Origin of the sequence: Roseateles puraquae (genome assembly GCF_002205845.1) — a bacterium.
Lineage (GTDB): Bacteria > Pseudomonadota > Gammaproteobacteria > Burkholderiales > Burkholderiaceae_C > Pelomonas > Pelomonas puraquae.
The window spans coordinates 124,784-151,186 of sequence record NZ_NISI01000005.1 but is presented as its reverse complement, the minus strand read 5'-3'; the positions used below and the strand labels follow the sequence as shown (position 1 = coordinate 151,186).

The following is a 26,403-nucleotide window of genomic DNA, read 5'->3' as shown; positions in this document are numbered from 1 at the left end:
CCGAGGCCTTAGTGTCCCGCGGCGGCGCGTGCCGGCAAACCGGCCTGCGTCCCGGCGAGCAGCGACGCATAGTGCGCCGCATAAGCCTGTGCCACGCTGGCCGCCGAAAAATTGGCGGCGACCCGCTGCACGCCCAGCGCCGACCGCTCGCCATAGCCAGGCCCGAAAGCCTGCGTCAGCCCGTCCACGATCGCGGGCACGGAACGCACATCGACCAGAATGCCCGGTGCGCGAGCGTCACCCGGACGGGGGCCGAGGACCCACGGCACCGCGCCGCTGTGCCGCCCGGCCACCACGTTCAGCCCCATGCCCATCGCCTCGGCCAGGACGACACCAAATGATTCCTCTAGGGCGGGGTGCAGCAGCACATCCATCTGCGCGACTTGCTCCAACAAGCGCGCATGCGGGCACGGGCCATGGAAGACGAATCGCCCGGCCAGTCCCTGCGCGGTCACCCACTGATCCGCCTCCTGCCCGGGGCCGAAGCCGTGACCGAACAAGTGGAACTCCGCCGCCGGCTCAACAACGGCAAAGGCAGCACACGCCTGCAGCCCAAGTCGCGGGTTCTTGAGATCGTCCCAGCCGTTGAAAACCATGGCGACCCGGCGGGAGATGGGCGCAGGCCGCACACGTCGGCGGTCCATGACACCTGCGGCGACCGGGTTCGGCACCACACCGATCCCGTGCGTTGTGTAGGACTGCAATGCCTCGGCCAGGTAGGGTGACACGGCCGTGAAATATCGCCCCCGCCGGAAGACCTCGCGCGCCATCACATAGCGCACCGCGCGATAGACGCTCCGGGTGTGGCGCAACACAGCCGCCGGTGCGTCGTGACAGGTCAGCAGCGTGGGCAGGCCCGCATCCAGGCTGCCGAGGGCGAACTCATACGTCCAATGCGCATGCACCACGTCGGGGGCAGCCGCCTGGACGGCATCGCGCACGGCCTGGCGTTCCAGTGCAAAGGCGTCCACAGCACGGCCCAGTCGCCACCCGCCGGGCTCCGCCTCCACGCGGTTGGGGCGCCAGGCACGGCGGCGGGCAGCAGCCACAACGTACTCGAACCTTGGGCCCGTCAGCCGCACTGGCGCACTGCCCAGCGGCAAGGCCGAGTCGGTGGTGATGGCCGTCACGCGGTGCCCGAGTTGCAACAACTCGCGCACCAGCACGCCCATCAAGGGCGCGCCGGTATAGCCCGTGGGAACGGCCCCCTGGCCCGGATCGAGCAGCCCAGCGACGTCTGCGCCCGCCACATGCCCCACGATGGCCACATGCAGGCTCATGCGGCCTCCACGGGCACCACACCGTAGCGCACCAGATCCGTGGCGCGTCGCGCCGACCGCGCGGCGAGTTGCTCGATGGCTGCGGCAGGTACCGCACCTTCAGCGGGCACCGCCCAGGCGCGGGTCGGCGCGGGCCGCACCCCTCCCCGCGCACGCACCAGCGCCTGCAAAGTGGGCGACCCCGGTGCCTGCTGGCCCGGCTCATGCCCCCAGATCGACCCCCATCCCTCGTCATGCAGGCTCAGATTGGGGCCGTACCAGAGGTAGGGCGCATCGGTCAGGAAGGCGGCCCAGACGCTGTACGACGACACCGAACACACCAGCAGGTCGCAACGCGCCAGCGCGAGCAGGTCGGAGCAGTCAGCATCTGCCAGGTCTGAGGTGTAGACACACTGCAGCCCGGCCATCAGCCCGCGCAGGCGGTCGGCAGGCGCGTCAGACACCACCAGAAACTGCACCTGGCCCTGCATCTGCTCTTGGATGCTCCAGGCCACATCCCGGTACCACTGCGGCGGCAGGGCGACATTAAATCTGCCACGGTAGGCGTCGGGCGCGAGCGGCTCACCGAAATCGCCCATGCGCACATGGATGCCCACCACCGGCAGCGACGGCTGCAGCCGGTGGCGCACGGCAACGAGGTTGTGCGCGGCAAAGCGACTGCGGTAAAGCGTGCTGAGCGCGAAATCGCGCGCCGCGTCGATGTGCCCGAGGCCACCCCACATGCCCTGGGTGGTCAGCAGCCATGTCGAACGCTGAGACAGGCCGCGATCCTCGCCAAATCGCTTGATCGCCAGGGTCACGTCGCCGCCACCGTGGGCCAGATAGTCCGCCTCGGTGAACTCCACATGCGGCAACACCGCCCGCAAGACACGGTGGCCGAGCCAGTCAAACCGGGAGGTGCCGAAATGCCGACGGTAATTGCGCTGGTTCAGGCCGAACGCCGGCGGTAGGCATCGGGCTCCCAGCACCTGTGCAGCCAGGAAGGCGCGACACCAGGGCACCAGCTCATTGCCGAGGCCCGCGCCGCGGCCATGCACCCAAGGAAGGCACAGCTTCAGCATACGACCTCCAACTTCAACAGCCGGCAAAGCCGCTTCAAGGCGGGCACGCGAGTGGCGTGCTCTTGCAGCAGGCCGGCGAGCGGTCCCAGGAGAAACCGCGCTTGCCAACGTAGCAGGACAAGCCAGACTGGAAGCCCGACAACCACGGTCACAAGCAGCACAGCCCACGTCTGAGGTAGCCGTTGCGACTGCCACGCCAAAAGGCCCGCAAGGCATGTCAAAAGAAGGCCTCCCCGCAGTGCCCGCAGCACGTGCATCAGCGACACACCCAGAGCTTGCGCCAGACGCGCCGTCTGCCACAGGCTGCGGGCGAGATAGGCGGGCAGCACGACCCAGGCAGCCTGATGAAGTGGCAACGCCGAGAAGAACCAAAGACCTGCCAGCAAGAGCACCACGGTCAACAGCTGGCCCTGAAGGTCTGCTCCCACCGCGTTGATGGCCCACAGCAACGGTCCCGCAACGCCGAGAAGCGTCATGGGCAGCAGCGCCAAACTGAAGATGGCGAACAGGGGCCCCGCATCAGACCAACGATGCCCGTACAACAGCGAAATGATGAGGTCTGCGTGCACTGCCATGGCAACGAAGATGGGCCAGGTGAACAGGCTCACGCCGGCCACCATACCCAGGAAAACACTGGCGAGGCGATCTCGCGAATCTTGCAATCGCGCAGCCGAAGCAAAGGCGACCGACTGCAGCGAGCCCAACAGAAAACCCGCTGGCGCACGCGAAAGATTCGCTGCGGCACCGTACGCGCCCAGGGCAGCACTCCCCCAGAAACGAGAGACCAACATGCGGTCCACGTTCTCGGTCGCCCAGTTCGCCATATTCGCCAGGGTCACCTTCAGGCCGAAGCTGCGCAAACCACCATCGCCTCTCAGGCTCGGGCGCAACGGGCAACGAGTGATCCAGCAACCGACAACCAGCCCGAACAGACTGTGAACGCCGAATGCTGCGATCAAGGCCCAGGGGCCTGCCCCCAGCCACGCCGAGGGTAGGCCCACGGCGCCATAGGCGACCGCATAGCCGGTCAGGTACATGGCCTGCGCCCGCTTGGCATCCAGATTGCGACGCATCAGGCTGGAAGGAATGTTGGACACCGCCTGGATGGGGATCAGCGCGCCTGCCGCGGCGAGCAGCGGCCAGGCGTGGGCGTCACCCAACCAGCGGGCGCACCACGGTGCCGCCAGTGCGATACAGGCACCGGCCAGCACAGACGCGAGCAGCACCCAGCCCAGCGCGAACCGGATGTCCTGCGCGCTGATCTCGGACTTCTGAATCAGGGCCGAGCCAAAACCAGCCTCCGACAGGATCCATCCGAAGCCCAGCACGATGAGCGCCAGCGATGCCTGCCCGAAAGCCTCCGGGCCCAGCAGCCGCGCCAGCAGCAGTTGGAACACCAACTGCAGCAACACGCGGCCTACGGCACCGGCATAGGTCCAGACCAGCGCCGCCAGCGTGCGGCGGCCGAGATCAGCCTTCGGCGTCATGGGCGCCGCCGGAGATGGCGAGACGAGCTGCACTCACCTCACGCGCCGGCCGCGCCAGCGGCGAATCGCTGCTTGAAATCAGCGTAAGCCAGCGCGATGCCCTCGCGCAACGCGGTGCTCGCCTTCCAGCCCCGGCTCGCCAACAGGCTCACGTCCATCAGCTTGCGCGGTGTGCCGTCCGGCTTGCTGGTGTCAAACACCAACTCGCCGCCAAAGCCCACCACCTCGCACACCAGCTGCGCCAGGTCGCGGATGCTCACGTCCTCACCCACGCCCACGTTCACAAGCACGTCTTCAGCGCCGGTTTCCATCAGGTGCACGCAGGCGTCGGCCAGGTCGTCCACGTACAGGAACTCGCGCAGCGGCGTGCCCGTGCCCCAGACGACGAGCTCTTTGTCGCCGCGCTGCTTGGCCTCGTGGGCCTTGCGGATGAGCGCCGGCAGCACGTGGCTGTTGTTGAGGTCGTAGTTGTCGTTGGGGCCGTAGAGGTTGGTCGGCATTGCGCTGACGTACTGCCGGCCGTACTGGCGGTTATAGCTTTCGCAGAGCTTGATGCCAGCGATCTTGGCGATGGCGTAGGGCTCGTTGGTGGGTTCCAGCGGGCCGGTGAGCAGGCTGTCTTCACGCAGCGGCTGCGGTGCCAGCTTGGGATAGATGCAGGAACTGCCCAGGAACATCAGCCGCTGCACGCCGGCCAGGTGGGCGCCATGGATGAGGTTGGCCTCGATCATCAGGTTCTGATAGAGGAACTCGGCGCGGTAGACGTTGTTGGCCTGGATGCCGCCCACCTTGGCCGCGGCGATGAAGAGGTAGTCGGGCTTCTTGGCTTGCAGCCAGTCATGCACGGCGCGCTGGTCCAGCAAGTCCAGCTCCTGGCGGGAGGCGGTCAGCACCTGGGTGTAACCGCCTGCCTGCAAACGGCGCACGAGCGCCGAGCCGACCATGCCGCGATGGCCGGCGACGAAGATGGAGGCGTCTTTGTTCATGTTGATCACGGCAATCCGTTCAATGTTCTTCCGGGCTGTGGGTAGCACTCAGCCGCTCTTGTTTGATGCGCGCAACCAGCCCGGCGCCCGTGGCGGAGCCCACCTTGCGAACGAAGTATTTGTCGGAGGCAGACAGCGTTGGCCAGTCGTCTTCAATGAACCACCGCTGCAGAGAGGGATCGATCACGTGGAGATTGGCCATGCGATAGGTGCCCACCCCCTCGAAGGGCTGCAGCCCATCCGCGGCCGCGGCAAAGGGCGAGTTGCCGACGATGGTGTGGAAGAAGTGCTCATCCGGAGAAAAGCTCAAACGGTTCGCCTCGACAAACTCGGGGTGGCGACCGACAAAGTCCAATACGTACCGACAGCAGTCCGCCGTGAGCGCCCACCACTGCGAGCCGAAATAGGGCACGACACCTTCAGGCCACGCATTGGGCAGTCGAAGCATGTTGCCCACGCGACGCACGGCCTTGTCGAGCAGCACCAGGGGCCTGACACGACCTCGGTACATCGGCCGCTTGAACCAGCGACGGTTGATGTGCCGCATGTAGTGCGTCGCACTCTCGCGCATGTCCAAATAGCGGATCACCTGCCGACCGGGGGTGCGGGCCAGGTGGCGGTTCAGTTCCTCCAGAGGCCTGAGCGGAAAACACGAACCAGACAGCAGGACGAGATACGCGTACGGCGTGGACGCAGCCAAGGCGTCGCGCATCAGTCCCAGCGTAGCCTCCACCATCGAGAAGCCCGCCCAATCGATGGCGTGCCTGTGCGTGGCAAAGCGCACCCCAGGCATCTCTTTCAACGCGGCGAACGACGACAGATCGGCCTTGGCATCGATGTGCAGGTACACATCACCCGCCGGCACGAGCTGCGCCACGAGGGCCTGCAGGTGTGCCGCGTCGGCGTGGGCCAGCACGAGAAAAGCAAGGCGACTCATCGGAACTGCAACGCTCGGGCCTCGGCGCGAACGCTCACTCGTTGTAGTCGTAGGCCTGGAAGCCCGCCAGCTTCACAAGGCTGTCGCGGCGGGCAGAGGTGTAGTCGGCCTCGACCATCTCGGCCACCAGCTCGCGCAGGGTGGTCTTGGGCGTCCAGCCGAGCTTTTCCTTGGCCTTGGTGGGGTCGCCCAGCAGGGTTTCGACTTCGGTGGGGCGGTAGTAGCGCGGGTCCACGCGCACGATGACGTCGCCGACCTTGCACTTGGCCTTGTCGCCCTCGACCTTGGCCACGCGGCCGATCTCCTGCTCGCCGTGGCCCTCGAAGGCCACGGTCACGCCCAGCTCGGCCGCCGCGAACTCGACGAACTGGCGCACGCTGTACTGCACGCCGGTGGCGATGACGAAGTCTTCGGCCTGCTCCTGCTGCAGCATCATCCACTGCATCTCGACGTAGTCCTTGGCGTGGCCCCAGTCGCGCAGCGCGCTGAGGTTGCCGAGGTACAGGCAGTCCTGCAGGCCCAGCGCAATGCGGGCGATGGCGCGGGTGATCTTGCGGGTGACGAAGGTCTCGCCGCGCAGCGGGCTCTCGTGATTGAACAGGATGCCGTTGCAGGCGTACATGCCGTAGGCCTCGCGGTAGTTCACCGTGATCCAGTAGGCGTACATCTTGGCCACCGCGTAGGGGCTGCGCGGGTAGAAGGGCGTGGTCTCCTTCTGCGGGATCTCCTGCACCAGGCCATACAGCTCGGAGGTGGAGGCCTGGTAGAAGCGGGTCTTCTTCTGCAGGCCCAGGATGCGGATGGCTTCCAGCAGGCGCAGGGTGCCGATGCCGTCGGCGTCGGCGGCGTATTCGGGCTGGTCGAAGCTCACGGCCACATGGCTCATGGCGCCGAGGTTGTAGATCTCGTCGGGCTGCGTCTCCTGGACGATGCGGATGAGGTTGGTGGAGTCGGTCAGGTCGCCGTAGTGCAGCTTGAAGCGCTGGTTGTCGACGTGGGGGTCTTGGTAGAGGTGGTCGACGCGGTCGGTGTTGAACAGGCTGCTGCGACGCTTGATGCCGTGGACCTCGTAGCCCTTGGACAGCAGGAGTTCGGCGAGATAGGCGCCGTCTTGGCCGGTAACGCCGGTGATCAGGGCGGTCTTGGTCATGGGATGAACAACTTCGGTGGGGGGATGGGAAACGGGGGGCGAGCCGGACCTCAACGCCCGCTCACGGCGCTGCCGAAGGCCAGCGTCCGGTCTTCGGGCCGCATGGCGGCGTAGAGGTCGTTGATGAATCTCGTCTGCAGGCGGTAGCCGGCTTCGGGATCCAGGTCGATGGACGAGACGCGCATCAACAGGCCATCCGGAATCAGCCCGCGCATGCTGTAGCGCAGCTCGGCGTATTTCTGCTGCGGGCTGGTGGTGGCGACGTACTCGCCCACCACGAACCAGAAGGTGACGGGCTCATGCCGCTGGCCGAGCTTGGCAAACATGTGCCGCACCGACAGCTCGCCTTGCCCGACACGCAGGCTGGCATCGTCGTTGGCCAGGATCTGGAAGCCCTGCACCGGGTAGCACACGTCAGGCCGGTGCGCCCGCGTGGCCTCGGACTGGTCGCCGCCGTAGGCCACCGACAGCATGATGCGCTCCCCCTGGGGGCCGATGTAGGTGCGCGACACGGTCTGCGCATACAGCAGCTTGAGCAGCTCGGCCTGGTCGGGCGAGACGATGGTGACGGGGCGGTTGGGGTCTTGCTGCCAGCCGTTGAAGCTGGCGGGGAAGATCTGTTCCAGGTCGACCTTGGGGTGCAGGTCAGCCAGGTGCTTGGTGGGCTTGGTGGCCTCGGCCAGCACCGAGGCGCTGAGCAGCAGCGCCAGCGCCAGCAAGGCACGCAGCCGCACGCCAGTCAGCCAGGCCGTCATGCCTGCGCCCCCCGCTCCGACTTGAAGAAGAAGCCCAGCACGCGGTCGGCGGCGAGCATCAGCATCAGCGCCAGCATGAACAGCACCATGCCGGCAAAGCCATGCACGAAGCCCTGCCCTGCCGCGTCACCGAAGAAGTAGGTGACAAGCACGAGGATGATCACGCGGCCGATGTTGGCCGCGAAGGCGATGGGCACGAGAAGCAGGGCCAGCGTGACGTTGCGGGCCACCGAGGTGTAGCGCATGAGGTTCATGTACAGCATGCCCAGCGCTTCGAGGGTGAACATGGAGTTCAAGCCAGCGCAGGCGTCGGCCACCAGGAGCTGGTACTGGCCAACGGTCAGCATGACGCCTGAACGACCGATGGGCAATCCCATGTTGTAGAGCAGGCCGCTGGCCACGTAGGAGACCGCGGTCTTGAGTGGCGCCGTGACGGCCGCGACGAGGGCCTCGGGCAGCGGCACCATGAAGAGCATGAAGAACAGCGGGAACCAGATCAGCCGCAGGCCGCGCCAGCCCTTGAAGATCAGGGCCAGGCCGGCCAGCACCCAGATCTGCGAGCCGATGGAGAAGATCCAGATGCTCTGCGAGCGGCCGAAGGCGTAGAGCAACGCACCGAACGCAAGCACCAGGCTGCCGCTGATCGTGGCGGGCCGGCTGTCCAGCTCGGCCAGCTTGTGGCGCTGCTTGAAGAGCAGCCACAGCGAGACCGCAAAGATGATGGGGCCGTGCCCTTGCTCATCGGTTCGCCACAGGCCGCGAAAGAGCTCTGCGTACTCGGGCACGTAGACGACCAGCAACCCCAGCAGCACCAGCAGCAGGGACGGCAGGTCGACACGTGCGGGCAAAAGGGCCGGACGGCCTGCCTCAGGTGCAGTTGCAGACATCACGGCACCGCTCGGGCTCAGAACTCGTTGACGACCGCGCCCAGCAGTTGCACCGAACTGCCGGCCATGCTGGCCACGAGGTCCTGCAGACCCGACACCTTGTTCTTGTGCTTGCGCGTGAGCACCAGGGCCGCGCCGCACTTGGCGGCCACCACGCAGGCGTCTGACCCCAGCGAGCCGGCGGCCGTGTCGATGACGACATGGTCGAACTTGGCCGTGAGCTCGCGCACCAGCAGCCCGAAGGCCGGGCGCTCGATCAGCTCCAGCGGGTTGGGCGGGATGGGGCCGCAGGGCAGCACGAACAGGCCCGGCACCCCTTCCACCGACTGGATGACCTGGGACTCGGTGCGGCCCGACAGCAGCGACGACAGGCCGGCTGCGTTGCTGACCTTGAACACCTCGTGCTGGCGCGGGCCGCGCAGGTCGGCATCCACCAGCAGGGTGCGCCCACCCAACTGGGCCAGGGCCACCGCGAGGTTGGCGGCGAAGTAGGTCTTGCCGTCGCCGGTGTCGGGGCTGATGACGGCCAGGGCCTGGCGGGGCGCGTCGGCCTTGGTCAGGCGCATGGTGACCTGGCTGCGCACCGCGCGGATGGCCTCGGCCTGCACCGAGAAGGGCTGCAGCAGCGTGACCAGCTCGGGGCTGGCGATGCGGCGCTCGGCGTTGGCCAGCGGGTAGTGGAACTGCTGGGCAAGTGCGTTGAGCACATCGTCGGGGCTGGCCAGGCCGAGCGTGACCGCGGCTTCACCGAAGCGCACGCCATGCTGGCGCTGGTAGCTCAGCACCTTTTCAACTTCAGCGGCGCTCAGGTTGCGCGCATCACGGATCAGATCGCCAATCGGGCGGTCATGCAGGTCGGCAGCGTTCACGGAAGCTCCAGAGGTGGGGGCGTTCATCGGCGCGGGCTCACTTGCCCGACGCCTGGCCGAGCAGGCGCTGCTGCATCAGGTTGGCCGACGTGGCCTTGCCGAACAGGCGGCGCGCGGTGGGCGAAGGCAGCACGCCCAGGACGGGCAGGGCCACCGCCTGGGCCACGTCCTCGGCGCTGCGCACGCGGCGGTCGAGCATTTCCATCGCGATGACCAGGGCCACCGCCAGCAGCGTGCCAGCAAACACGGCCACGGCCATGTTCAGGGTCAGGCGCGGCGAGGTCGGCGTGATGGGCGCGACCGCCTGCGACAGCACCGACACATTGCTCTGCGTGGCGAGGCTCTCCATGGTGGACTGGTTCAGCCGGGTCATGACCTGGTCGTAGGTGCGTTGGGCGTTCTCGACGTCGCGCACGAGCACGGCGCCGTCATCGCGCACGGCCTTCATCTGCAGCACCTTGGCGCGCTGCGCCTCCAGCTGCGCCTTGATCTCGCCAGCGCGCTGCTGGTTGATGCTGTTGGCGATGCCCAGGGAGCTGCCGACCTTGACGGTCTCGCTGTCGATGCGGGTCTTGAGCTCGGCGAGGTTGGCGCGCGTCTCGATGACCTGCGGGTTCTTGTCGCCGAGCTTGGCGGTCAGCTCCTGCAGCTTGGCTTCCAGGCGCGCCTGGTCGGCCTTGAGGCCGGCGATCAGCGGGTTGTTGAGCACTTCCTGCATGCGGTCGGCACCGTTGCCGCGCGCGGCGGCCTGGCGGCTGACCGAGTCGGAGGCCAGCGATTGCAGGCCGACGTACTGGCTGGACAGCTCGGTCAGGCGGGCGTTCTCGACGTCCAGGCGCTCATCGGTGGCGATGATGCCTTTTTCCTTCTGGAACTCGGACAGGCGGCTCTGGGCCTTTTCGAGCACGTCACGGGCTTCCTTGGCGCGCTGGTCGAAGAAGGACGAATACAGGCGCGCCGGCTCGACCTTCATCTCGATGTTGGTCTCGAGGTAGGCCTGCACGAAGGCGTTGGCCAGGGCTGCGGCGAACTTGGGGTCGGCCGCCTTGTAGGTGACCGTGACCACGTTGGACTCGCGCGAGGGTTTCACGTCCAGCGCGCGCTGGAACACGGTGCCCAGCCACTGCTCGATGGAGCCTTCGCCCTTGGTGGCGTCTTGCCACTGTTCGCGGATCTGCGGGTTCTCGGTGAGCTTGAGGTTGCGCACGACCTTGAAGGCCACGCGGTCGCTCTGGATCACGTCGATCTGCGTGGCGATCACGCTGGGGTTCATGCCGCCGGGGTAGAGCACGGCGGCCAGCGGGTCAGGCTTGGAGGCATCGATGACGACCGAGGCCGACGCGGTGTAGCTCTTGGGCCAGACCAGGCTGAGCACGAGAGCCACCAGCACGATGACGCCGAACACGCCGAGCGCCAGCTTGTAGCGCGCTCGCAGGATGGCCAGGAATTGGACGAAGTTCATTGCAGGGCCCTCGGGTTCAGAACAGGCTTTCCTTGACGTACACGACGTCGCCGTCCTTCAGGCTGTCGTCCATGCCGGGTTGCATGACCTGGACCTTGCCGTCAGCGCCCTTGCGGTGCACGCGGATGCCGCGCTCGGTGCCGCGCGGGTTCAGGCCGCCGCCGGTGGCCAGGGCCTGCATGAGCGTCATGCCGCGCTCCAGGCGCATCGGGCCGGGGCGCTGCACTTCGCCGTAGATGTAGACGATGGGGGCGCGGTCGACCCAGAGCACGTCGCCGTTCTGGATGATGACGTCGTTGGCCCGGCCAGCGTCAGCCGTGGGACCGAAGACGCTGGGCAGGTCGACTTCCAGCCGGTAGGGCTTGCCGTTGCGGGTGCCGCTGAGCACGAGGATGTCGCCGCCGCTCGTGGCCACGCCGCCGGCATTGGCCAGCAGGTCGGTCAGGCGCATGTCGGTCGTCTCGATGGGGTAGCGGCCCGGGCGGTTGACCTGGCCCAGCACGCTGGCCTGGTTGCCCTTGATCTGCAACAGGATGAGGGTGACCTGGGGCGACTTCACGAAGCTGCCGTTCTTCAGGCCGTCGGCGATCAGCTTTTCAGCAGCGCTGACCGCCAGCCCGCCGATGCGCACACTGCCCAGCAGCGGGTAGCTGATGACCCCGGTCTCGGAGACGCGCGTCTCCAGCGTGAGGTCGGGGTTCTGGTAGACGACGATGCGCACCACGTCGCCGGCGCCCAGCCGGTACTCGGCATTGGCATTGGCGTTGGCCGCCGCCGCAGAAGGCTGGGCCTGGGCCTGTACGCCGAGGGCTGCGAGCCCGAGCGTGGCGGCGATGAGCAGGTGAGGGAGTCGGATCATTTCAGGCCCATGCCCTTGGAGATGGAAGCGGGGTCGAGCCCGCTGGCGGCCGGCGCGGCAGGCGCGGCGGCATCGGTGGCGGCCGGCAGCACGGGCGCCGAGGCGGCACCGGCGGGTGCCGGCTGGGCGAACTTGCCCACGTATTCGATCTTGGAGCTCTCGCGCAGGGCCTTGAGGTCCTTCTGGATGGCTTCGGCCTTGCGCTGGTTCAGCAGGAAGGCTTCGATGGCGGGGCGCGCGCGCGACTCGTCGACCGGTTCGCTGCGCGAGCCCACCAGGAACAGCACTGTCAGGCCCGCCGGGTTGGCGCTGATCATGGAGTCGCCGTCCTTCATGCGCGAGATCGCGTCGACGCTGGCCAGCGGCAGCTGCTCGGCGGCACGCACGGCCTGGTTGCCGCTGAAGCGCAGGTCGGCCGACTTGAGGTACTCGGCGAACTCGTTGAGGCTCTTGGCCCCGGCCAGCTTGGCGCGGATGGCCTCGAACTGCTCGGGCTTGGCCTGGATCTGCAGCTCTTGCAGGCTGTAGATGCGGCGTTCCTTGAACAGGGCGGGCTTGTCGTTGTAGTACTTGCTGACCTCTTCCGCGCTGGGCTTGGTGACGGTCTCACCGACGCGCTCGGCGTAGGCGCGGGCGATGATCTCGCGCTTGGCGGCTTCGATCTGCTGCACGACGCGCGGGTCGCGGTCGACCTTCTGCTCCTGGGCCTTCTGCACGGCCAGTTCCTGGTCGATCAGGCGCTCCAGCACCTGGCGGCTCGCGGCTTCGGCCTGCTCGGGCTTGAGACCTTGCTGGCGCTGCAGCACGAAGTTGATCTGGTGGACGGTGATCTCTTCCTTGTTGACCTTGGCGGCCGTCTGCGACGCCTTGTCGCCCTTGTCGCCACCACAGGCCGCGAGCATTGCCGCCGCGGCAACGATGGCCAGCAGCAGAGGGGCCCGGTGGTTGATCAGTCGCGTTGCCATCTTTTGTCGGTCCTTGTTATGGAGAAGAGGGCTCCTTGCCCATAGGAGCAAACCAGTGTAGCGGGGGCATATGTCGGGTCTGGGGCACGCACGAACCCATAACAGGGGGCGTGCGCAGCCGCATTCAGCCGACCGCGGTTAGAGCGATTTCAAGACGTAAGTTCCGCAGGCCCCCACGTTCTTGGGGGATGCCATCGCCGGCGGATGAGGATATCGCCGTCCCGGCGTGCGGCCTAACCCCTGGGCAGGGGTGGTCAGGGCCCGCGGGCGGCGCCCCGGGCCGGTGCATCAGCGCCGCACGGCGCGGCGGGTCAGCACTTGATGCCGGCGTGCAGCGCGACGATGCCGGCGCTGAGGTTGTGCACGTCCACGTGGCCGAAGCCGGCCGTCTTCATCATGGCCTTGAGGGTGGCCTGGTCGGGGTGCATGCGGATGGACTCCGCGAGGTAGCGGTAGCTGTCGGCGTCGCCCGCGAACAGCGACCCGAGCTTGGGCAGGATGTTGAAGGAGTACCAGTCGTAAGGCTTACGCAGCGGCTCCGCGATGCGCGAGAACTCCAGCACCAGCAGCCGCCCGCCCGGCTTCAGCACCCGGCACATCTCGGCCAGGGCCAGGTCCTTGTGGGTCATGTTGCGCAGGCCGAAGGCCACGCTCACCAGGTCGAAGCTCTCGTCCTTGAACGGCAGCTTCTCGGCGTCGGCGAGGCTCGTGGGCAGGATGAGGCCTTCGTCCAGCAGCCGGTCACGGCCCTGGCGCAGCATGGCTTCGTTGATGTCGGTGTGCACGACCATGCCCGTGTCACCCACCTTGCGCGCAAAGGCGCGGGACAGGTCGCCCGTGCCGCCCGCGATGTCCAGCGCCCGCTCGCCCGGCTTGAGGTTGGCCACCTGCACGGTATAGGCCTTCCAGGCCCGGTGCAGGCCGGCCGACATCACGTCGTTCATGAGGTCGTACTTGGACGCGACCGAGTCGAACACGCCCCGCACCTTGCGGGCCTTCTCGTTCTCGTCGACCTGCTGGAAACCGAAATGGGTGGTGCTCATGGTTCAGTGCGAATGGCAGCTGCCGCCGCTCTTGTCGGGCATGGGGTCGTCGCGGCCCTTGCCGGCGGCGGCGAGGCGGGCTTCGTAGTCGCGCCAGAGGGCGTCCTGCTGGCTGCCGAGCTTGTAGAGGTAGTCCCAGGCGAACAGGCCGCTGGCGTGGCCGTCGGAGAACTCCGGGCGCACCGCGTAGTGACCCACCGCCTCAAGGTTGGTGATCACGACGTCGCGCTTGCCGGTCTGCAGCACTTCCTGGCCCGGGCCGTGGCCCATGACCTCGGCCGAGGGGCTGTAGACGCGCATCAGCTCGAACGGGATGCGAAAGCGCGCGCCGTCGTCGAAGGCGATCTCGAGCACGCGCGACTGCTGGTGGACGGTGAGTTCGGTAGGCGCTGGCATGGCGGGAGTGTCCCTCAGAACGACTGGTACACCGGCAGCGCGCCATCCCGCGGCTTGACCTGCGTGAAGCGTCCGGCCAGGCGCGACTGCACGCTCACCGGCAGCGGCGCAAAGCCCGTGCCGCGGGTGAGGTCGTCTCCGTGCATGAAGCACCAGTACAGGAACTTGAGCGCGCCCTGCACCTGGGCGCCCTGGGCCGGCTCGGCGTCCACCAGCACGAAGCTGGTGAGGGTGATGGGCCAGGCCTCGGGGCCCGGGCGGTCCAGCAACGTGGCGAGGTCATCGCCCGAGCGGTGCATGTCGCTCTCCAGCACCGCCACGGCAAAGCCGCGCTCGGAGGGCAGCACAAAGCGGCCCGCCGCGTTGCGCAGCTTGACGGCGGCGAGCTTGTCGCGCAGCACGCGGTCGTAGGAGACATAGGCGATGCCGCCGGACGTGGCGCGCAGGGTCTGCACCATGCCGTCGTTGCCTTCGGCCTTCAGCGGCTCGCCCGGCCAGGCCGGCGCCTGGCTGGCGCCCACCTCGGCCTTGAACGCGGGGGAGACGCCCGAAAGGTAGCGGCTGAAGCCGTCGCTCGTGCCCGATTTCTCGGCACGCACGATGCGCTTGATGGGCTGGGCCGGCAGGCTCAGCCCGGGGTTGAGTGCGGCGATGCGGCCGTCGTTCCAGAACTTGATGCGGCCCAGGAAGATGTCGGCCAGCGCGGGGCCGTCCAGCTGCACCGCGCCGCCCAGGCCGGGCAGGTTGACCACCGGCACCACGCCGCCCACGAGCATGGGGATCTGCACCAGATGCTGCTTGGCCAGCTCGGCCGGCGGCAGGGGGGAGTCCGTGCCGCCAAAGTCAACCTTGCGGGCGGTGATCTGCTTGATGCCGTCACCCGAGCCGGTGCCCTTGTACAGAACGGCCACGCCGCCCGCCTTGGCGAAGGCCTTGGCCCAGGTCTCGTAGACCTTGGACGGGAAGGTCGCGCCCTGCCCTTGCACGGTCTGCGCGGTGGCGCCCCAGGTCAGGGTCAGGGGGACGGCGAGGCACAGGGCAGCGCGCAGGAGACGCAGGGAACGGAACATGGCCGGTACAGCAGGCTTGGTGAAAACCCGTAATCATGCCCTGTGTCTTCCGTCCCCTGGGTTGAGGGGCCGGTCTAATCGCACGTTCTTCCTGCCATCTGCCTGTCACCCCATGACCCGATTCGCCCGCCACCGCCTCGCCGCCGCAGCGACCCTGCTGGGCCTGGCTGCCACCGCCCACGCCCTGGACCTGAAGGGCCTGTCCAAGGAGGTCCAGCCCTGTGACGACTTCTACAGCTTCGTCAACGGCAACTGGGAGGCCGCCACCGAGCTGCCGGCCAGCCGCGCCCGCATCGGCAGCTTCGAGCAGCTGCGACAGGCCAACGACGAGCTGCTGAACCGGGCGCTGAAGGAACTGGCCGACCAGCCCCGGCTGCAGACCACGCCGGGCCTGAAGCTCATCGCCGCCTACTACGCCTCCGGCATGGACGAAGCCGCCATCGAGGCACGCGGCCTGACGTCGGTCACGCCGCTGCTCAACCGCATCGACAGCCTGCAGCGCCGCGAAGACCTGCCCACGCTGCTCGCCCTGCTCGCCCGCAGCGGCGTGGCCGCGCCGCTGGGCTACGGCGTGTCGCCCGACCGCAAGGACACCCGGCGCAATGTGCTGAACCTCGGCCAGTCGGGCCTGGGCCTGCCTGACCGGGACGACTACTTCCGCACCGATGACCGCACCCGCGGCCTGACCACCGCCTACCGCCAGTTCGCCAAGACCGTGCTGGCCGCGGCCGGCCGCCCAGCCGCCGACGCCGACCTGGACGCGCTGATGGCGTTCGAGACCCAGCTGGCCGAAGCCTCGCGCGAGCGCGCCAAGCTGCGAGACCCCAATGCCAACTACAACCCCATGAGCGCGGCCGATCTGGCCACCGCGGCCCCGGGTCTGGACTGGAACGCCTACCTCGCGGTGCTGACGGCAGGCGCCAAGCTGCCACAGCGCTTCATCGTGGCGCAGCCCGAGTTCGCCACCCGCGTGGCCAAGCTGGCCGCTGACACGCCGCTGGCGGTGTGGCGCAGCTACCTGGCCGTGCGGGTGCTCGATGCCGCCGCGCCGCGCCTGCCCAAGGCCTTCGCCGATGCGTCGTTCGAGTACCGCGGCAAGGCCATCACCGGCCTGCAGGCGCCGGCGCCTCGCAATGAAGAGGTCATCCAGCAGATCGGCGGCCGCTACGGCAACGAGCCCGTGGCGCTGGCCCTGGGCGAGCTGTTCGTGGCCCGTGCCTTCTCGCCCGAGGCGCAGAAGCGATCGCTGCAACTGGTGGAAGACGTGCGCGCCGCCATGAAAGCCCGCATCGAGAAGCTCTCGTGGATGACCGCGCCCACCAAAGCCAAGGCCCTGGAGAAACTTGCGCAGATGCAGCCCATGATCGGCGCGCCCGCCAAGTGGCCGCAGTATGAAGGCCTGCAGCTCAGCGCCAACGACTACGCGGGCAACTGGCTGAAGGTCGCGCTGTGGCACAGCGACCGCCAGATCAAGGACCTGGACGCGCCCGTGGAGCGCAACCGCTGGCGCACCAGCCCGCACATCGTCAACGCCTTTGCCGGCGGCCTGAACCAGATCACCTTCCCGGCCGGCATCCTGCAGCCGCCCTTCTTCGACGCCAAGGCCGACGACGCCAGCAACTACGGCGGCATCGGCATGGTGATCGGCCACGAGATCACCCACCACTTCGACGACAGCGGCCGCAACTTCGACGCCACCGGCTCTCTGACCGACTGGTGGACGCCCGCGGACGCCGAGGGCTACAAGGCCCGCGCCGACAAGGTCGCCGAGCGCTACAGCGCCATCTCGCCCCTGCCCGGCTACAACATCAACGGCCGCCTGACGCTGGGCGAGAACATCTCCGACATGTCGGGCCTGCCCATCGCCTACGAGGGCCTGCAGCTGGCGCTGAAGCGCACCGGCGGCGCGGACCGGAAGATCGACGGCTACACCCCGGCGCAGCGCTTCTTCATCAGCAATGCGCTGGTGTGGCGCAACAAGGTGCGCACCGAGTTCCTGATCAACCAGCTGCGCACCGACTCCCACTCACCGGCCAAGTACCGCGTGCTGACGCCGATGAGCAACTCGCCCTACTTTGCGCAGGCGTTTTCGTGCAAGGCGGGGAGTGCGATGGTGGCGACGGATCCGATCACGGTGTGGTGATCGGGTTGCAAGCGTTGGTTTGAGAACGGGGCTGCGGCCCCGTTTTTGCTGGGCTTGCACTTGGTCCTGAACCGTAGGCTTTGCCAAGAGCCTTTGGCACTCGGTGCACCGTGCCGGGAGTTCTGCCTTGCCGCTTGCAAGCGGCAAGGCCTTCGCCAGGCACAGGACAGCCCGCAGTGGGCTGTCCTGTGTCCGGGCTCAGCCCCGGCGGGCGGGTAACTTTCTTCTGCTGCGCCAGAAGAAAGTCACCAAAGAAGAGGCGCTGAACCGCAAGTCGCCGCTGGCCTGCGACGGACATCGCGCGAAAACGAACGCTCGAAGCCTCAGCCGAAGCGAGCCGCTGCGCTCTCGCTGCTGTCCCTGTCCAGAGACCGAGTCATCCGCCGCTTGTGCGGTCAACGTCGGCTACACGCCGAACTCACGAGTTGAAAACCAAGCGCCGTCGACGGCGCGTCGTGCGGGTTGGTGCCTTCACTGGTGAGCCCGGCGTGCAGCCGGCGTTAACGGGCGTGAAGGTGCGATGGATGGTGCTCGTGACAGGGACAGCAGCGAGAGCGCAGCGGGTCGCTTCTTCGCACACGCTGAGCGCGAGTTTTCGCGCGTGAGCTTCAGCACCAGCCCGATGGCTTGCGGTTCAGCGCCTCTCTTTTGGTGACTTTTCTCTGGCGCGACAGAGAAAAGTTACTCGCCCGCCGGGGCGAACTCCCGGCACGGTGCACCGAACGACTAAGGCTTCTGGCAAAAGCCTCCAAACAGGAGCTCTCCGCCAATGCAAAAGGGGCAAGGCCCAAAGCCCTGCCCCTTCCTCAATGCGGCAAGCCGCTCATCACCATTGCAGCTTCAGCGTATACGCCCCCGTACCGCTGTACCGCAGCACCTGCACATACAACGTGACCGAGGTCGAGCCGCCGTTGGCGTAGGTGGTGCTGTCCGCCTGGCCCGCCGACTTCTCGCTCTGGGCCAGCGTCGTGCCCGAGCTGTTCTTCACGTACAGGTCGAAGTCGTTGCTGGTGCTGGCCGCGGTCAGCGTGGCCGTCAGCGTCTTGCCGGCCGGCAGCACGACCTTGAAGTAGTCGGTGTCGCTGGTGGAGCCGATGCTGCCCGACACGTTCGACGGGGCCGAGACGGTGTTGGCCGTGGCGATGCTGCCGTTGGACTCGGTCTCGTTGAAGGTCGGCAGCGTGCCGGTGCCCGAGCCGGTGATCGCGGTGATCGCCGCAGCTGCATCCAGGATGCCCGAGCCGCACTGCGAGCAGGTGCCCGGGAAGGCGCGCGCGCTGCTCTGCAGGGCGGCCTTGATCTGGTCCGGTGTGGCGCTCGGCTTGGCGCTCAGCATCAGGGCGACCACGCCGGCCACGTGAGGCGTGGCCATCGAGGTACCCTGGTAGTACGCGTAGCTGTCAGCCCCCGGCGACTTCGTGCCGGCATTGAGCGTGCTCAGGATGCCATTGCTGCTGCTGGAGCGCACATCACCACCGGGCGCGGCCAGGGTCACGACCGAACCGTAGTTGGAGTAGTAGGCACGCGCGCCGTTGCGGTCGGTGGCCGCCACGGTGATGACGCCCGAGCAGTTGGCGGGGCTGGAGTTGCTGGCGTTCTGGTTTTCGTTGCCGGCAGCCACCACCACCACGGTGCCGCGCGAGCGGGCACCGTTGATGGCCGTCTGCGTGGCCGTGTCGCAGGCCCCGCCGCCGCCCAGCGACATGTTGATCACCCGGGACGGCGTGGCATTGACGGCACTCAGGCCCGAGACGGTGCCGCCCGAGGCCCAGGTGATGCCGTCGGCGATGTCGGAGGTGTAGCCGCCGCACTTGCCCAGCGCACGCACGGGCTGGATCTTGGCGTTGAAGGCGATGCCGGCGATGCCCGCCGAGTTGTTGGTCTTGGCGGCGATGGTGCCGGCCACGTGGGTGCCGTGCCAGCTGGAGTTGCTGGCGGGGTCGCCCGCGGCGCATTCATTGGCGGCGGTCCAGTCGCCGGGGTCGCTCGGGTCGCTGTCGCGCGCATTGCCGTCGTTGGCCACCGTCGCGTCGTTGATCATGTCGTAGCCGGCCACCGTCTGGCCCGACAGGTCGGCGTGCGGACGGATACCGGTGTCAATGACCGCCACCACGATGCCCGTGCCGGTGGCCAGGTCCCAGGCGGCCGGGGCGCGGATGCCGCCGGTGGTCTCGTAGAGGTCCCACTGCGAGCTGTAGCTCGTGTCGTTGGGCGTCATCATCGGGTACATCTTGCGGTCGGGCTCGGCGTAGGCGATGTTGGCGTCAGCCGCCTTGAGGTCGCTCGCCACGCGCTGCAGCTCGGCCAGCGTGAAAGCCTTGTCCAGCTTGAACACATGGCCGCCGGTGCCCATCTGGCGCAGCACGCGCGCCTTGGCGCCGCGCAGGGCCAAGGCAGCGTTGAGGGCGCCGAGGCGGTTGTCGAGCGTTGCCGCGTTGACGGTCACGGCGCGCAACACGGTCGCGTCGCGAGCGTCAGCCTGGGCGGCATCGCGGTAGCCAATGATCAGGCGGTCGGTGGTGCTACCGCGCTGCAGCAGGCTGGTGACGCCGCTGTCGACCTGCGCCGTGGAGACGCCGGCCTGACCAACGCTGGCGGCGAGCAGGCCGCAAACCAGGGCAACGGCCCGGCGGCGATTCGTGGAGGAGAAATGCATAAGGGTGATTCCGTGAGTTCGCCGTGGCGGACGGCATGCCGGCTCGGCCCATGGGATCTCCACGCGAAGCGCCGCCGTGTCGACAGCTGGCCGGCGGCGCCCGTCTTCCCAACGACGTGAGCAGCGCACCGGCCGGGCGCATTCCGAAGCGGGACCGAGTGTGGACAAAGCGGCGCCAGACGCCTGTCACCCACCGCAGTGACGGAGGCCACCCTAAGGGGCAAGCCCTGATTGGCAGACACCGTGACGAGTGGCACGGGCAGGTCGCCGTGCATGCCATTTCGGCACTTGCAGTTCAGCCGCGGTTTTCTGCGGATCGTCGCAAGCCACCCGCAGCTCATCGCTTGCGCCTTGGGTGCGCTCGGTCAGGCGCCTAGCCTGACGACAGGTCGACGCGATGGGCGCCGACTTCAGCCCACCACCCACAGGAGCTCGTCATGTCCACTCGCTACTCGATCGCGCAACGCACCCCGCTGCTCAACAGCCTCTTCGCGGGCCTGGCCTGCGCCGCCACACTGGCCCTGACCGCCGGCCCGGCGATGGCCTCACCCGACAGCCTTGAACGCGTGGAAGTGCGCGGTCGTGTCATCGAGGCACCAGTGCGTTTTGACGTGACCGCCTCCTGCGCCGGCATCGAGCATCAGCTGCAGGACGCGCTGCAAACCACCTGGCTGCGCGAGCGCATGGCCGGCCGCGTGCGCGTGCAGTTCGTCATGCAGGACGGCGAGATCGAGACGGTGCGCGCCCGCGGTTGGGGCAACAAGGTCGAACGGTCGGTTCGCGATGCCGTGCGCGCGCTGAACTGCGGCCCACAGGCGTCCGCCGATGCGCGCATCTACCGCTTCAACATCGACTTCATCGACCCCTACGACCCGAACTACCGCGCCGCACCGTCGGGCACGGCCACGGCCGCCGCTCAACCGAGCGTGCGCGTGGCGCTGGCCAAGGACTGAGCGATTGCCGCGTCCACCTCGGCCAGCGGCCGGGCGAGCGCAGGCACGGTGTCGCGCTGGGCGGCCGCCCAGACCGGTGCCGGAAAGTGCGAGTCACCTTCGAAGCGGGCAATGACGTGCCAGTGCAGATGCGGCACGACGTTGCCCAGCGAGGCGAGGTTCACCTTGGTCGGCGACAGCAAAGACCTCAGAACCCGCTCGATCTCGGTGACAGCCTCCATGCACGCGTGACGATCCGTGACCGAAAGGTCACTGAACTCGGCGACATGCGTGGCCCAGATGAGTCGGTAGAACGCCGGAAAGCGGCGGGCTTCGTCGCCGTCCACCACCCGCACCACGCGGAATTGCGGCGCGCGGGCGACAACGAGACCACCGTCGGTGGCGCAAAGCGGGCAGGTCATGTCGGTCGGTCCTTCAGCACCCAGCCCACCGACAGCACATAGCGGCTGCCGCCCTCGACACGCGTCACGCTGTGTTCGCAGGCGTCGGGCCGGAAGAACTTGATACGTCGGCTTTGCCAGATCGGCGTCGCGCAGATGAACTCACCGCCGCGCGGTGAGGCCTTCACGACGATGTTGAGCCGGTAATGGCGCCCCGTCTGCACGGGGTCGGTATGCGGCGGGATGGCGCTGCCCTCGGGGTAGCGGATCAGGTAGCTGTCGAACGGCAGCGGCCAGCGGGCGGTGAGCAGCAGCATCTTGTCGTAGCCGCTGCCCTGGCGCCCTCGCTGCCACCGGAAGGCGGTGCGCAGGTAGCCGCTGAGCGTCGTCATACCAGCACGCGCTCGATGCCTCCGGCGTTGGCCTTGGCCACGTAGTCGGGCATCCAGTTCTCGCCCAGGATCTGCCGCGCCATCTCGACGACGATGTAGTCGGCTTCCAGCAGGCCGTTCTGCAGGTCATTGCCGTAGCGGCTCAGGCCCTGCAGGCAGCTCGGGCAGGAGGTGAGGATCTTGAGGTTGTCCTCCGCGCCCACCTTGCCGCTCGCGCGCAGCTGCGCCTCGGTCTTGCGCAGCTCCTCCTCCTTGCGGAAGCGAACCTGCGTGGAGACGTCAGGCCGCGTGACGGCCAGCGTGCCGCTCTCGCCGCAGCAGCGGTCACTCTTGACGACGTTCTCACCCACCAGCGCCTTGACCGTCTTCATCGGCTCCTGCTGCTTCATGGGCGAATGGCAGGGGTCGTGATAGAGGTAGCTCTGCTTGGCGCCCAGCGTGATGCCCTTCTCCAGCAGGTACTCGTGGATGTCGATGATGCGGCAGCCCGGGAAGATGTCTTCGAACTTGTAGCCCTGCAATTGGTCGAAGCAGGTGCCGCAACTGACCACCACGGTCTTGATGTCGAGGTAGTTCAGCGTGTTGGCGACGCGGTGGAAGAGCACCCGGTTGTCGGTGATCATCTTCTCGGCCTTGTCGAACTGGCCCGAGCCGCGCTGCGGGTAGCCGCAGCACAGGTACCCAGGCGGCAACACGGTCTGCACGCCGGCATGCCAGAGCATGGCCTGCGTGGCCAGGCCCACCTGGCTGAACAGGCGCTCCGAGCCGCAGCCCGGGAAATAGAACACGGCCTCGGTCTCGCTCGGCGTGGCGGGCGGCCGGATGATGGGCACGTAGTCCTTGTCCTCGATGTCCAGCAGCGCGCGAGCGGTCTTCTTGGGCAGGCCACCCGGCAACTTCTTGTTGATGAAGTGGATGACCTGTTCCTTGACCGGCGCTGCGCCGACGGTGGCCGGCGGTGCGCTCGACTGCTTGCGGCCGGCGGGCTTGAAGAGGTCGACCGCCAGACGCTGGGCCTTGTAGCCGATGCCCACCACCGCACTTCGCGCGAGCTTGATCGTCTCGGGGTTGGTGGCGTTGAGCATGAACATGGCCGCGGCATTGCCGGGCCGCCAGGTCTTCTGGCCCATCTTGCGCAACAGGTTGCGCATGTTCATCGTCACGTCGCCGAAGTCGATCTTCACCGGGCAGGGCGAGGCGCACTTGTGGCAGACCGTGCAGTGGTCGGCCACGTCCTCGAACTCCTGCCAGTGCTTGATCGACACGCCACGGCGCGTCTGCTCCTCGTACAAAAAGGCCTCCACCAGCAGCGAGGTGGCCAGGATCTTGTTGCGCGGGCTGTAGAGCAGGTTGGCGCGCGGTACGTGCGTGGCGCACACCGGCTTGCACTTGCCGCAGCGCAGGCAGTCCTTGATGGAGTCGCTGATCGCGCCGATGTCGCTCTGCTGCATGATGAGCGACTCATGCCCCATCAGGCCGAAGGACGGCGTGTAGGCATTGCGCAGGTCAGCCGGCAGGCTCGCGTCTTTCAGCAGCTTGCCCTTGTTGAAGCGACCTTCCGGGTCCACACGCTTCTTGTACGCCGTGAAGTTGGCCAGTTCGTCATCACTCAGGAACTCGATCTTGGTGATGCCGATGCCATGTTCGCCCGAGATCACGCCGTCGAGCGAGCGCGCCAGCGTCATGATGCGGGCCACGGCCTCGTGGGCCGTCTGCAGCATGGCGTAGTTGTCGCTGTTGACGGGGATGTTGGTGTGCACATTGCCGTCGCCGGCATGCATGTGCAGGGCCACCCACACCCGGCCGCGCAGCACGTCCTTGTGGATGCGGCGGCACTCGGTGAGCAACGGCTCGAAGGCGGCGCCACTGAAGATGGCCTGCAGGGGCTTCAGGATCTGCGTCTTCCAGGACGCGCGCAGCTCATGCGTCTGCAACTGCTCGAAGAAGCCCGCGTCCAGGCCGTCCAGCCATTGCTGCCACAGCGCGCCGACCTCGCGCAGCAGCGCCAGGGCCTGCTGCACGCGGTCTTCCAGCAGCTCAGCGCTCGGGATGTCGCCCGCGTCGTCCGTCTTGCCCAGCGGCAGCTTGCCGGTGGTGAAGAGGGCCTGCAGCGCGCTGACGAGTTCGAGCTTGTTGCGCAAGCTGAGCTCGATGTTGATGCGCTCGATGCCCAGCGTGTACTCGCCCATGCGCGGCAGCGGGATCACGACGTCCTCGTTCACCTTGAACGCGTTCGTGTGCTTGCTGATGGCCGCGGTGCGCTTGCGGTCGAGCCAGAACTTCTTGCGCGCATCGGCGCTGACGGCCACGAAGCCCTCGCCCGAGCGGCCATTGGCCAGGCGCACCACCTCGCTGGTGGCGCGGGCCACCGCATCGGGGTCGTCGCCGACGATGTCGCCGATCAGCACCATCTTCGGGAAGCCACCGCGCTTGCTCTTGGTGGCGTAGCCCACGGCCTTGAGGTAGCGGTCGTCCAGGTGCTCCAGGCCCGCCAGCAGCACACCGGTGGACGCGATCGAGAACATGTAGTCCTTGATGTCCACGATGCTCGGCACGCAGTCGCGCGGGTTGCCGAAGAACTCCAGGCAGACGGTGCGGGTGTGCGCCGGCATGCGGTGCACGATCCAGCGGGCGCTGGTGATCAGGCCGTCGCAGCCTTCCTTCTGGATGCCCGGCAGGCCGGCGAGGAACTTGTCGGTCACGTCCTTGCCCAGGCCCTCCTTGCGGAAGACACGGCCCGGGATGTCCAGCCGCTCGGTCTTCTCCAGCGTCTTGCCCGAGGCATCGAAGTAGCGCAGCTCGAAGCTCGCCATCTCCACGTCGTGGATCTTGCCCAGGTTGTGGTTCAGGCGCACGACCTCCAGCCACTTGGCTTCGGGCGTGACCATGCGCCAGCTGGCCAGGTTGTCCAGCGCCGTGCCCCACAGCACGGCCTTCTTGCCGCCGGCGTTCATGGCCACGTTGCCGCCGATGCAGCTGGCCTCGGCCGAGGTCGGGTCCACCGCGAACACGAAGCCGTTCGCCTCGGCCAGGTCGGCCACGCGCTGCGTGACGACGCCGGCTTCGCTGAAGATGGTCGGCACCTCGCGGTCCAGGCCTGGCAGCTGCAGCATCTCGACGCCGCGCAGGGCTTCGAGCTTCTCGGTGTTGATGACGGCGCTGTTCCACACCAGCGGCACGGCGCCGCCGGTGTAGCCGGTGCCGCCGCCGCGCGGGATGACGGTCAGGCCCAGCTCGAAGCAGGCGCCCACCAGGCCGGCCATCTCAGCCTCGGTGTCTGGCGTGAGCACGACGAAGGGGTACTCCACGCGCCAGTCGGTCGCGTCCGTCACGTGGCTCACGCGGGCCAGGCCGTCGAACTTGATGTTGTCCTTGGCGGTATGGCGGGCCAGGGTCTTGGCGGCGCGCTTGCGCAGCGCTGCCGTGCTGTCGAAGAACTTGGCGAACTCGGCCACGGCGCCGCGCGCCGCCTCCAGCAGTTCGCCCACGGCCGCGTCGCGCACCGGGTCGCTGGCGGGGTCGCGGCGCTTTTGCACCTCGGCCAGGCGGTGGTGCAGGGCCTCGATCAGCAGCGCGCGGCGCTTGGGGTTGTCCAGCAGGTCGTCCTGCAGGTAGGGGTTGCGCTGCACCACCCAGATGTCGCCCAGCACCTCGTACAGCATGCGCGCGGATCGACCCGTGCGGCGCTCCAGCCGGAGCTGGTCCAGCAGCGCCCAGGATCGCGCACCCAACAGGCGGATGACGATCTCACGGTCGGAGAACGACGTGTAGTTGTACGGAATCTCGCGCAGGCGGGGGGCGTCGCGCGAATCGTGGACATCGGCTGCGGCAGCGGCAGCCGGCATCAGGGGATGCGGGGCGTTCATAGAGGAGCGGGATCGTATCGCAGGGGGGGTTTTGCACCGATTGCCCTCAGAATCCGAAGGATGAAGCCCTGGCCCTATCCGCTGTGGCTGGCGCACCGCGGCGCCGGCAAGCTTGCCCCGGAGAACACCCTGGCCGCCTTCCGCGTGGGGGCCGGCTTCGGGTATCGAGCCTTCGAATGCGATGTGAAGCTCAGCCGCGACGGCGAAGCCTTTTTGCTGCATGACGACACCCTGGACCGCACGACAAGCGGCCAGGGCTCTCCCGCCGAACAGGACTGGGCGGCGCTGGCCCGGCTGGATGGCGGCGCCTGGCACAGCCCGCCTTACACCGGCGAGCCCCTGCCCCGTTTTGCCCAGATCGCTGCGTTCTGCCAGGCCAATGGCTGCGCGCTGAACATCGAGATCAAACCCTGCCCCGGCGAGGACGCCCGCACCGGCGCGGCGGTCGCACGCGAGGCCGCGCGCCTGTGGGCAGGCGCCGCCGTGCCGCCGCTGCTGAGCAGCTTCCAGCCCGACGCGTTGGCCGCCGCCCGCGACACCGAGCCCACCCTGCCCCGCGGCCTGCTGCTGGACGAACTCTGGGCCGGCTGGCAAGAGGCGGCCGAGGCCCTGGGCGTGGTGGCCGTCATCACGAACTGGCGGCTGATGGACCGTTCACTGATTGAGCAGCTGCACGCCCGCGGCTGGCGGGCGCTGGTCTACACCGTCAACGACGCCGCCGTGGCCGAGCGGCTGATCGCCGACGGCATCGACGGGATCATCACCGACGCGGTGGACCGGCTGGGGCCGGGTGCGATGGCCTAGGA

The 26,403-nt window shown here is 67.8% G+C and carries 22 protein-coding genes; 3 read left to right on the top strand and 19 right to left on the bottom strand.

Translation table 11 applies throughout. The features are described 5' to 3' along the window. Positions 1–8: 8 nt before the first annotated feature. From CDO81_RS13280 to pstS, 15 genes are all read right to left on the bottom strand, one after another. On the bottom strand, positions 9–1,280 hold the full coding sequence (locus CDO81_RS13280; protein ID WP_088483704.1) for a glycosyltransferase: 1,272 nt from the start codon (positions 1,278–1,280) through the stop codon (positions 9–11). Continuing rightward, positions 1,277–2,341, bottom strand: a complete 1,065-nt coding sequence (locus tag CDO81_RS13275) for an O-fucosyltransferase family protein (protein WP_088483703.1) — start codon at positions 2,339–2,341, stop codon at positions 1,277–1,279. Before CDO81_RS13275 ends, CDO81_RS13280 begins: the two co-directional genes overlap by 4 nt. Next, positions 2,335–3,828, bottom strand: coding sequence for an oligosaccharide flippase family protein (locus CDO81_RS13270; RefSeq protein WP_088483702.1), 1,494 nt, complete (start codon positions 3,826–3,828; stop codon positions 2,335–2,337). Before CDO81_RS13270 ends, CDO81_RS13275 begins: the two co-directional genes overlap by 7 nt. Positions 3,829–3,866: 38 nt before the next feature. Next, a complete protein-coding gene (gene fcl / locus CDO81_RS13265) occupies positions 3,867–4,814 on the bottom strand; it encodes a GDP-L-fucose synthase (RefSeq protein ID WP_088484042.1) in 948 nt (315 codons plus the stop codon). Between the two features lie 19 nt (positions 4,815–4,833). Continuing rightward, positions 4,834–5,751, bottom strand: a complete 918-nt coding sequence (locus CDO81_RS13260; protein ID WP_088483701.1) for a beta-1,6-N-acetylglucosaminyltransferase — start codon at positions 5,749–5,751, stop codon at positions 4,834–4,836. A gap of 34 nt (positions 5,752–5,785) precedes the next feature. Next, entirely contained in the window at positions 5,786–6,901 is a 1,116-nt protein-coding gene (gmd, locus tag CDO81_RS13255; protein ID WP_088483700.1) for a GDP-mannose 4,6-dehydratase, read from the bottom strand. A 50-nt stretch (positions 6,902–6,951) separates the two neighbouring features. Beyond that, positions 6,952–7,656, bottom strand: a complete 705-nt coding sequence (gene epsI, locus CDO81_RS13250) for an exosortase-associated protein EpsI, B-type (RefSeq protein WP_088483699.1) — start codon at positions 7,654–7,656, stop codon at positions 6,952–6,954. Next, positions 7,653–8,543, bottom strand: a complete 891-nt coding sequence (gene xrtB / locus CDO81_RS13245) for an exosortase B (RefSeq protein WP_088483698.1) — start codon at positions 8,541–8,543, stop codon at positions 7,653–7,655. The genes epsI and xrtB overlap by 4 nt, the downstream gene beginning before the upstream one ends. Positions 8,544–8,560: 17 nt before the next feature. Further along, entirely contained in the window at positions 8,561–9,412 is an 852-nt protein-coding gene (locus CDO81_RS13240; protein WP_241516987.1) for a CpsD/CapB family tyrosine-protein kinase, read from the bottom strand. A 37-nt stretch (positions 9,413–9,449) separates the two neighbouring features. Further along, positions 9,450–10,874: a chain length determinant protein EpsF gene (gene epsF, locus CDO81_RS13235; RefSeq protein WP_088483696.1), complete on the bottom strand. Its 1,425-nt coding sequence runs from the start codon at positions 10,872–10,874 to the stop codon at positions 9,450–9,452. Positions 10,875–10,890: 16 nt separating this feature from the next. Beyond that, a complete protein-coding gene (gene epsE, locus CDO81_RS13230; RefSeq protein WP_088483695.1) occupies positions 10,891–11,733 on the bottom strand; it encodes a polysaccharide export protein EpsE in 843 nt (280 codons plus the stop codon). Further along, entirely contained in the window at positions 11,730–12,698 is a 969-nt protein-coding gene (locus CDO81_RS13225; protein WP_088483694.1) for an EpsD family peptidyl-prolyl cis-trans isomerase, read from the bottom strand. Before CDO81_RS13225 ends, epsE begins: the two co-directional genes overlap by 4 nt. 311 nt (positions 12,699–13,009) lie before the next feature. Beyond that, positions 13,010–13,741, bottom strand: coding sequence for a bifunctional demethylmenaquinone methyltransferase/2-methoxy-6-polyprenyl-1,4-benzoquinol methylase UbiE (gene ubiE / locus CDO81_RS13220; RefSeq protein ID WP_088483693.1), 732 nt, complete (start codon positions 13,739–13,741; stop codon positions 13,010–13,012). A 3-nt stretch (positions 13,742–13,744) separates the two neighbouring features. Next, a complete protein-coding gene (locus CDO81_RS13215; protein WP_088483692.1) occupies positions 13,745–14,137 on the bottom strand; it encodes a gamma-butyrobetaine hydroxylase family protein in 393 nt (130 codons plus the stop codon). Between the two features lie 14 nt (positions 14,138–14,151). Beyond that, positions 14,152–15,207 (bottom strand): phosphate ABC transporter substrate-binding protein PstS, encoded by a 1,056-nt coding sequence (pstS, locus tag CDO81_RS13210; protein WP_088483691.1) that lies wholly within the window; start codon positions 15,205–15,207, stop codon positions 14,152–14,154. A gap of 112 nt (positions 15,208–15,319) precedes the next feature. On the opposite strand from pstS, the gene CDO81_RS13205 reads away from it, so the two are divergent. Further along, entirely contained in the window at positions 15,320–17,350 is a 2,031-nt protein-coding gene (locus CDO81_RS13205; RefSeq protein WP_144397237.1) for a M13 family metallopeptidase, read from the top strand. An 826-nt stretch (positions 17,351–18,176) separates the two neighbouring features. On the opposite strand, the gene CDO81_RS13200 is transcribed toward CDO81_RS13205, so the two are convergent. Continuing rightward, entirely contained in the window at positions 18,177–20,006 is a 1,830-nt protein-coding gene (locus tag CDO81_RS13200; protein ID WP_088483689.1) for a S8 family peptidase, read from the bottom strand. 437 nt (positions 20,007–20,443) lie between these two features. Between CDO81_RS13200 and CDO81_RS13195 the strand changes: the two genes are divergently transcribed. Continuing rightward, the gene (locus CDO81_RS13195; RefSeq protein ID WP_088483688.1) at positions 20,444–20,959 is read left to right on the top strand and encodes a hypothetical protein; all 516 of its coding nucleotides are present in this window, start codon (positions 20,444–20,446) and stop codon (positions 20,957–20,959) included. On the opposite strand, the gene CDO81_RS13190 is transcribed toward CDO81_RS13195, so the two are convergent. From CDO81_RS13190 to CDO81_RS13180, 3 genes are read right to left on the bottom strand one after another with little or no spacing between them, the layout of a single operon-like run. After that, complete coding sequence (locus tag CDO81_RS13190; protein ID WP_088483687.1) at positions 20,923–21,360, bottom strand: HIT family protein; 438 nt, start codon at positions 21,358–21,360, stop codon at positions 20,923–20,925. The two genes, CDO81_RS13195 and CDO81_RS13190, sit on opposite strands and share 37 nt — an antisense overlap. Beyond that, positions 21,357–21,731: a 2OG-Fe(II) oxygenase family protein gene (locus CDO81_RS13185; protein WP_088483686.1), complete on the bottom strand. Its 375-nt coding sequence runs from the start codon at positions 21,729–21,731 to the stop codon at positions 21,357–21,359. The genes CDO81_RS13190 and CDO81_RS13185 overlap by 4 nt, the downstream gene beginning before the upstream one ends. After that, positions 21,728–25,597 (bottom strand): DUF3683 domain-containing protein, encoded by a 3,870-nt coding sequence (locus CDO81_RS13180; protein ID WP_193466499.1) that lies wholly within the window; start codon positions 25,595–25,597, stop codon positions 21,728–21,730. The genes CDO81_RS13185 and CDO81_RS13180 overlap by 4 nt, the downstream gene beginning before the upstream one ends. Positions 25,598–25,657: 60 nt before the next feature. Here CDO81_RS13180 and ugpQ point away from each other — a divergent pair, with 60 nt between their 5' ends. Continuing rightward, complete coding sequence (ugpQ, locus tag CDO81_RS13175; RefSeq protein WP_088483685.1) at positions 25,658–26,401, top strand: glycerophosphodiester phosphodiesterase; 744 nt, start codon at positions 25,658–25,660, stop codon at positions 26,399–26,401. Positions 26,402–26,403 lie beyond the last annotated feature (2 nt).